6 protein-coding genes are annotated in these 7642 nt (G+C 70.4%); all 6 read left to right on the top strand.

What is annotated here, in order from left to right; translation table 11 throughout:
* The coding region (locus AC08OU_RS08270) for an Hsp70 family protein (protein ID WP_476604592.1) at positions 1-820 on the top strand (820 nt) is incomplete at its 5' end.
* An 11-nt stretch (positions 821-831) separates the two neighbouring features.
* Positions 832-2214, top strand: coding sequence for a hypothetical protein (locus tag AC08OU_RS08265; protein ID WP_476604591.1), 1383 nt, complete (start codon positions 832-834; stop codon positions 2212-2214).
* A complete protein-coding gene (locus AC08OU_RS08260) occupies positions 2211-2729 on the top strand; it encodes a hypothetical protein (protein WP_476601714.1) in 519 nt (172 codons plus the stop codon). Before AC08OU_RS08265 ends, AC08OU_RS08260 begins: the two co-directional genes overlap by 4 nt.
* A 501-nt stretch (positions 2730-3230) precedes the next feature.
* Entirely contained in the window at positions 3231-4181 is a 951-nt protein-coding gene (locus AC08OU_RS08255; protein WP_462185761.1) for a UDP-glucuronic acid decarboxylase family protein, read from the top strand.
* Between the two features lie 758 nt (positions 4182-4939).
* Positions 4940-6007: a UDP-glucose 4-epimerase GalE gene (gene galE, locus AC08OU_RS08250; RefSeq protein WP_476598600.1), complete on the top strand. Its 1068-nt coding sequence runs from the start codon at positions 4940-4942 to the stop codon at positions 6005-6007.
* Positions 5985-7625, top strand: coding sequence for a UDP-glucose dehydrogenase family protein (locus AC08OU_RS08245; protein ID WP_476598601.1), 1641 nt, complete (start codon positions 5985-5987; stop codon positions 7623-7625). The genes galE and AC08OU_RS08245 overlap by 23 nt, the downstream gene beginning before the upstream one ends.
* Positions 7626-7642: the final 17 nt, after the last annotated feature.

Below are 7642 nucleotides of genomic sequence, written 5' to 3'. Positions count from 1 at the left end.
GGTCGCGGTCGACGCCGCGCGGGCCCGAGGGGTGCGGGGGATCGACCGGATCCTGCTCGTCGGCGGCGCGGCGCGGATGCCGGCCGTGGCCAGGCGCCTCGCCGCCGAGTTCGCCGTGCCCGTCGAGTTGACCGATCCCGACCTCGCCGTGGCCCGCGGGGCCGCGATCTACGGGGAGAAGAAGGCGCTGGAACGCCTGGTGACCGCCGACCTGGTGACCCGCGGTCAGCTGGTTGACGGGGCTGCCGTGGACACCGCCGCCCCAGCGGACCTGGACGCGGCGTGCCGGCGGCTCGCGAGCGTCCTCGGCCTGCCCGCCCAGCGGGTGCGCCGCACCGTCGAGGTACAGGTCGTCAACGTTGTCTCGCGTGGTTTCGGGGTGTTGGCGTTGAACCGGTTCGGTGAACAGGGGGCAGTCTTCCTGGTGCACCGCAACGACCGGCTTCCGATCGCCGTCCGGCGCGCGTTCGGGACGGTGCGCAACGACCAGGACGCCGTCACCGTCTACGTCGTCGAACAGGCCGGTGGTGTCGAATCGGCGCGTATCGAGGACAACAAGGTCATTGCCGAGGCCGAGATCACGGGTATCCCGCCAGGTTTCCCGGCCGGCTCCCAGATTGAGATCATTTTCCGGATGGGTTTCGATGGGATCCTGGAGGTGACGGCGACGCATGAGGGTCTCGTCGACCGGCCGCTCACGGTACGGGTGGAGACCTCGGCCGCGTTGAGCCAGGCCGACGTCGCCCGTGAGCGGGAACAGGTGGCCCGGGCCCGCCGGGAGCGCGGCGGCCCGGGTGGTGCGCCGAGCGGATGGATCTGAGGGGCGCGGCGATGCGGTCCTTCGACTCCAACGACTACCGTCGCCGGGTCCTCGCCGTCGTGCACAGCCGGGGCGGGGCCGAGCACAGCGATCCCTTCGAGATCTACGACATCCCGCTCGACGAGGTGGACACCCTCGACGACGCCGCAATCGAGGCCAGGACCGCGGATGTCGGGGCGTTCTGGCAGCGCAGCCGGGACCACCCCCGCTACCGAGGAGTGATTATCGGTCTGCTGGGGCTGCACGCGGAGCTCGTCGCGGCACTGGCGACCCGTACCGCGCGCCTAGAGCTGCGGGATCGGGTCGCCGCCGCCCGGGACGACGAACGATTCGCCTCCCTGGACGCCGCGGTCGGGCGACTCGTCGCCCGGTTCGGTGGACTCCCGGAGGACAAGATCGTCGGTTTGCGGGCGCTGGCGGCATCCCAGGGGATCGACGACTCCGCGTTCACGCTGCGGATCCGGCGTCATCGGGCCCTGCCTGCCGGATCGCGGAGCTCCGCCACGGAGGCCTCGGCCGGCGCGATCCCCGCCGAGGTACTCGGCCAGGTCCGCGCAGATCTCGATGAACTGGGCCGGATCACCGGAAGCACCCCGCCCCGGAGCCTGTTCGACCTGATCGGCGTGCGGCCCGGCACCGGCCGGGCGGAGATCCGAGCGGTGCGTGATGCGGCGCTCGTCCGCAACCGGGCCCGTCGGCCGGACCGCCGGCGGGCACTGCTCGACGATTTCCTGGCCGCGGTCGGTGCGCTGCTGGTCGACGGCGAGCCGGACGCCTACCTCGATGCGCTCGCCGTGACGACGACCGAGCGGTTGCGCCCGCGGGTGGCCGCGGCCGTCCTTGTGGAGGACGTGCTGCTCCCCGTGGAGGCCGCGGCGCTGGTCGCCGAGGCGGAGGCGGACGGGCTTGACGCCGCCCGGGCGAGGGGGGTGGTCACCGCCCTCGCCCGGGAGCACAGGGTGCTCCCCTCCCCGTCCCCGTGGGCATCGCCGCCGACGACCTCCGGGCGTCCGGAGGCCGCACCGGACCGGCCGTCGGCGCCGCGCACCGCAGCCGACGAGCTTTCCGCCGCTTCGGACCTGCGGCTGGAGCACGACCGGCTACGGTGGACCTGGCCCGCGGGCTGCACGGAGATGATGCTCGCCTGGCGGGTGGACGCTCCGCCGGTCGGCGCGGATGATTCACAGGCACAGGTGCGTAAGGTGACCAACACCCGTTACGAGATCGACGGCGGAGTCCCGTTGCCGGCGACGCGACCCCTGTATGTGGCGCTCTTCGGTTGTCTTCGGGAGTCGGGACGGCTGGTTGTGGCGACCTTGGCGGCGCCCGGGGCACGGATCCGGCTGGATCCGGACGGTCCGGTGGCGTCGGCATCGGGCGGGGCGTCTAGGTGAGGGCCCGGTGGCTGGTGGCCGTGCTCGTCGCGGCGTGTGGCTTCTACCTCGGGCTGATCGGGTGGCGGGGAATCCAGTTGCTCGGCGACGATCGCTGGGCGGCCCGTGGACTCGGTCTCGGTGTCGTGCTGCTTCCGCTGATCGGCGCCGTCGTCATCCTGCGTGAGCTGCGTTTCGGCCGCGACACCGAGCGGCTTGCCCGGATGTTCGACGTAGCCGCGGATGCGACGGCTGACGTCGAGCCCGGCACCGCCCGCGGCTTCGACCCCGACCTCGACCTCGACCCCGGCGCCCGAGCCGACGAGCCGGTTCTCGTGCGCCGGCCGTCGGGCCGGATCGACCGCGCATCGCCCGACGCCGCGTTCGCCCAGCGTCGGGCGGAGGCCGAGGCGGCGCCGGGCGAATGGCGTCGCTGGTACCGGCTCGCGGTCTCCTATGGAGATGCCGGGGACACCCGCCGGGGACGCGCCGCGATGCGTCACGCGATCGCCCTCGAGCGGCACTTCCGCGGGTGACCGTGCCCCGTCCCCTGGCGGTGGATTGCTCATCCAATGCAGGTGGATCCGGCACGGCTATTGACATCTCCCGGAGGGAGCCGGGCACCCTCGGTGACAGGCAGTTATATCGTATTGACCGCGGCGAGGAGGGAGACTGAGCCGGGGTCGCGTACTAACGCGTCGATGACCTGTGTACGATGCCGCAGAGAGTCGGCGTTGTCGGCCATCAGACTACTGGGGGGTAGTGCGGTGTTCGTATCCTGTGGCCATTCGAGACGGGTCCGGCAGCGTCCATGCTGAGCGCCCCCGGCGGGTGAGCAGTCACTGATCTCCTGATCTCCGATCAATTTGATGCCCCTTTCCCCCGATCCTCCAACCTGGCCTCGCGGCGCGATCTGATCCGATGCGCCGCCTCCTTCGCATGGCTCAAGGGAGGCCGCCCGTCGTCGCCGGACTCCGGACAGCGATCGACGGGCACTCTCCGGGGTCCTCTGTATTCCAGATCCGGGAGCACACGACGTGCGTGCGATAGTGACCGGCGGCGCCGGTTTTCTGGGCAGTCATCTCTGTGAACGCCTACTGGGCGGCGGCTACGAGGTCATCTGTTTCGACAACTTCCTCACCGGCCGGCCGGAGAACGTGGAGCATCTGCTCGCCGATCCACGTTTCCGCCTGGTCAACCGGGATGTGAATGATTTTATTTATGTTTCCGGTCCGGTCGACGTCGTGTTGCACTTTGCATCCCCGGCATCTCCGGTGGATTACTACGAGCTGCCGATCGAGACACTCAAGGTCGGTTCGCTCGGTACCTTCCACGCCCTTGGCCTGGCGCGGCAGAAGAATGCTCGGTTCCTGCTCGCCTCGACCTCGGAGTCCTACGGCGATCCACAGGTAAATCCCCAGCCGGAAGGCTACTGGGGCAACGTGAACCCGGTCGGCCCACGCAGTGTGTACGACGAGGCCAAGCGATTCTCCGAGGCGGTGGCCATGGCCTATCGGCGCAAGCACGGCGTCGACACCGGTATTGTTCGCATCTTCAACACCTACGGCCCGCGGATGCGGGTCGACGACGGTCGCGCCATTCCGGCCTTCATCTCCCAGGCGCTGCGGGGCGAGCCCATCACGGTCGCCGGTGACGGAACCCAGACCCGGTCCATCTGTTATGTCGACGACCTGATCGACGGCATCGTCCGACTTCTGCACTCGGACCTGCCCGGGCCCGTGAACATTGGGAACCCGCACGAGATGTCGATCCTCGACACCGCGGTGCTCGTCCGTGACCTGTGCGGATCGACGGCGCCGATCACCTTCGTCCCGCGGCCCCAGGACGACCCTTCGGTACGCCAACCCGACATCACCCTCGCCCGGACCCTCCTGGGCTGGGAACCGAAGACGAGCCTGCATGACGGGCTCACCCGGACGATCTCCTGGTTCGCCGGCCAGCTCGCGGAGAGCCGTCAGGTCGCTTGACCGGCGTCAAGGTGTCCCCCCGGATACCGAGCTTTCCGGGGAGGTGGCTTTCTGTTTGCGGGGGGATGGCTCGCGATGGCCGGCACCACGCCGTGTGCACCGCCGTGTTACGTGAGATCGGTGGCATTGGTCCGCAACCCGCCGAGGATGTCAGCGCCACGTACCTGCCGTGCGCGCTCAGGTCGAGACGGGGCCTTCGCCGCCGATGCGTGGGCGAACGGCGACCGGCCCGGGATGTCCGCGGCAATGGTGACCCGAGAGTTCCCGTGGCCCCGCCACCTCCCGGACATATCTTCTTCCCGGGCATCTTCTTCCGGGACGTGGACCGCCGGCCCCGGGTGCCGTGCGCGCGGTTCTTGCCACCGGCCGTGCACTACCCGACGCTGGCGCTGTGACCGGACCGGGGCTCCTGCTCGCGCCGATCGCCTGGTTCACCGGGATCGCCGTCGTCCCCGGGATCGCCGAGGCCGCTACCAGGTCGGCGATGCACCAATCTGGGGATTATGTTCTGCTGTGCCTGATGTTCGCCGCCCAGTGCGGGCCCGTGCCCATCGCGGTGTTCGCTGCCCGAACGGCCGGGACCGCGCGGTCCAGCCGAAGGGCACCGGCGCGACGGGCGTGGTCGTGGTGCCGATCCCAGGTACGGATCCTAGCCGTCGTCGGGTTGATCCCGCTGCCGGGATCGGTTGTTCCGGGTCGGAATGGAGCACCTGTGGCGAGTTGTTTCAGTTGATCACGAAGAAGTGGATAACTGAGCTATGACGTCGACGAGTCGAGCCGAGACGGTCCTGGTGACCGGGGCTACGGGGTTCATCGGCTCCCATACTTGGGTGGACCTGCTCGCCGCGGGTCATCGGGTAGTGGGAGTGGACAACTTCGCCAACAGCTCACCACGGGTGCTGGGCAGGCTGCGTAAGGTGGTGGACGGCGACATCGACTTCGTGCGGCTCGATGTCCGTGACCGGGCGGCGCTCGGTGACGTGTTCCGCCGATGGAAGATCGATTCCGTTATTCACTTCGCCGCTCTCAAGGCCGTCGGCGAGTCGGTCGACATCCCGCTGGAGTACTACGACACGAACGTCAACGCGACGTTGGGCCTGGTCTCCGTGATGGCGGAGCACGGCGTGCGCCGGCTGGTCTTCTCGTCCTCGTGCGCAATCTACGGAGCGGCGGCCAAGGTACCGATCGCCGAGGACACGCCGGCCCGCCCGACCAATCCCTACGCGCGCACCAAGTGGATGTGCGAGCAGATCCTCGCCGACCTCTGCGCCCGGGATCCGTCCTGGCACGTGACGTCCCTGCGATACTTCAACCCCACCGGGGCGCACGAGTCGGGCCTGCTCGGCGAGGACCCCCGTGGGGTGCCGAACAACGTCATGCCCTACCTGGCCCAGGTGGCGGTCGGCCGGCGCCCGGAGCTGTCTATCTTCGGCGACGACTACCCCACGTCCGACGGCACGGGCGTACGCGACTACATCCACGTGGTCGACCTGGCGGAGGGCCATCGACTCGCTCTCGATCATCTTGATGACCAGGCGGGACATCGGGTCATCAACCTCGGGACCGGCGCTGGCACCTCCGTGCGGGAACTGCTCGCGGCCTTCTCCGCGGCCTGCGCTCGTGATCTCCCCAGCCGCGTCGTGGCGAGGCGGCCGGGGGACGTCGCCGCACTGGTCGCCGACGCGGCGCTCGCCCGTACGGCGCTCGGCTGGTCAGCCCGCCGGGATGTCGCGGACATGTGCCGGGATGCCTGGGAGTTTCAGCGTCTCAATCCAGGGGGGTACGACGATGAGGAGGAGTCTGATGAGCTCGTCGGACAGCCTTGATGATGCGGCGGGGCCCGGAACCGGGCCTCGCCCACGCCTGACCGTCATCGGCACCGGGTATCTGGGGGCCACCCACGCGGTGTGCATGGCGGAGCTCGGCTTCGAGGTGCTCGCCGTGGACGTCGACCATTCGAAGATCGAGCGGTTGTCCGCGGGGGAGATCCCGTTCTTCGAGCCCGACCTCGCCGACCTCCTGCGCGCGAACCTCCGGACCGGACGGCTGCGTTTCACCACCTCCTTCGAGGAGATCGCCGAGTTCGGCGACGTGCACTTCGTCTGTGTGGGCACCCCCCAGCGTGCCGACGGTTACGGGGCGGACCTGGGCCACTTGCACGCCGCCATCGAGCGCCTCGCGCCGCTGCTGACCCGGCCGTGCCTCGTGGTCGGCAAGTCGACGGTGCCGGCCGGCACGGCTGCGGGGCTAGCCCGGACAATCGCGCAGCTCGCCCCGGCGAACCGCCCGGCCGCGGACGAGACGGCGCTCGGCGTGGCGGGGGCCGGCGGGTTGGGCCGCGTCGAGGTGGGCCGCGTCGAGGTGGGCCATGACGGGCTGGGCCATGACGAGGTGGACGAGCCCGCCGACATCTCCAGCGATCTTGCTGGCGTCCAGCTGGCCTGGAACCCGGAGTTCCTCCGGGAGGGCTTCGCGGTGGCCGACACCCTGCGACCGGACCGGCTCGTCTTCGGTGTCGCCTCCCCGGCTGCGGAAGGAGCGATGCGGGCGGCCTTCGCGCCGGTGATCGCCCAGGGGGTGCCGGTCATCGTGACGGACTACGCGACGGCCGAGCTGGTGAAGACGGCGGCCAACTCCTTTCTCGCGACGAAGATCTCCTTCATCAACGCGATGGCGGAGGTGTGCGAGGCGGTCGATGCCGATGTCCTGACGCTGGCCGAGGCGCTGTCCCACGACGTGCGCATCGGCGGGAACTTCCTGCGTCCGGGGGTGGGGTTCGGGGGCGGCTGCCTACCTAAGGACATCCGGGCCTTCCAGGCCCGCGCGGACGAGCTCGGGGTCGGTGCGGCGCTGCGTTTCCTGCGCGAGATCGACGAGATCAACAATCGCCGCCGGGACCGCGTGGTGGACCTGGTCACCGCGGCCCTGGACGGCACGCTGGCCGGCCGGCGCCTCGTCGTGCTGGGCGCCGCGTTCAAGCCCAACTCCGACGACGTGCGGGACTCCCCGGCGCTCGCGGTCGCGGGGCTGCTGGCCGGGACCGGCGCCGAGGTGACGGTCGTGGATCCGGTCGCGACGCACAACGCCCGGCGGGCCCTGCCCGGCCTCGCCTACAGCGACTCCGTCGAGGCCGTGGTCGAGGGGGCCGATGCGCTGGTCCTACTCACCGAGTGGCGCCAGTTCGCCGACCTGGACCCGGCCCGGCTCGGGGCCGTGGTCCGGCGCAAGGTCATGGTGGACGCCCGGCACGCGCTCGACGCCGACCAGTGGCGCCAGGCCGGATGGGTCTACCTGGCCCCCGGCCGGCCGACCGGCATCATCCCGAGCTCGTTGCCGGAGCAGCGGCACCGGAGGGACGGACCGCCGCCGGCGCCGGCCGAGCAGCGCGGCGAGGTGGGTGCGCGGCTCGCGGAGGTCGAGGCGCGCGCGGGGCACCCGATGTGATCGACGGGATGGGGCCC

It is taken from the genome of Frankia sp. CcMO1, assembly GCF_977945845.1.
The sequence above is the reverse complement of the archived record's forward strand: the minus strand, read 5'-3'. Positions and strand labels throughout refer to the sequence as shown.